General features: G+C 45.6%; 1 pseudogene. It reads left to right on the top strand.

Features of this window, described 5'->3' with window-relative positions:
• A pseudogene (locus tag FS736_RS24895) lies at positions 1-253 on the top strand (hypothetical protein); the annotation flags it as partial.
• Positions 254-281 lie beyond the last annotated feature (28 nt).

The following is a 281-nucleotide window of genomic DNA, read 5'->3' as shown; positions in this document are numbered from 1 at the left end:
CTCAGATCAAGCTCTCGCCATTCCTAACCATAATCTTCATAACATTTTTCATCCTTTCTACCCACTCCATAACCCCACCACACCAAAACTTCCCCCAACCCCTCTTCCACTCCCCATTGCCAAGCAAATCCTCAATCCCCACGGACCAAAGATATCCCCCCACACTCTGCAACCCAAACCAACAACCCTTCACTTCACTCTTCCTTATCACCCCACTCCACACCATCATTCCTCATCACATATCAAAATGTAGAAACTCTTATTTTAACATTTCTCCTACC

The organism is Cytobacillus oceanisediminis 2691, from assembly GCF_007678455.1.
Classification (GTDB): Bacteria; Bacillota; Bacilli; order Bacillales; family Cytobacillaceae; genus Mesobacillus; species Mesobacillus oceanisediminis_A.
Note: the sequence above shows the minus strand (reverse complement) of the source record. Positions and strands in the feature narration are given on the sequence as shown.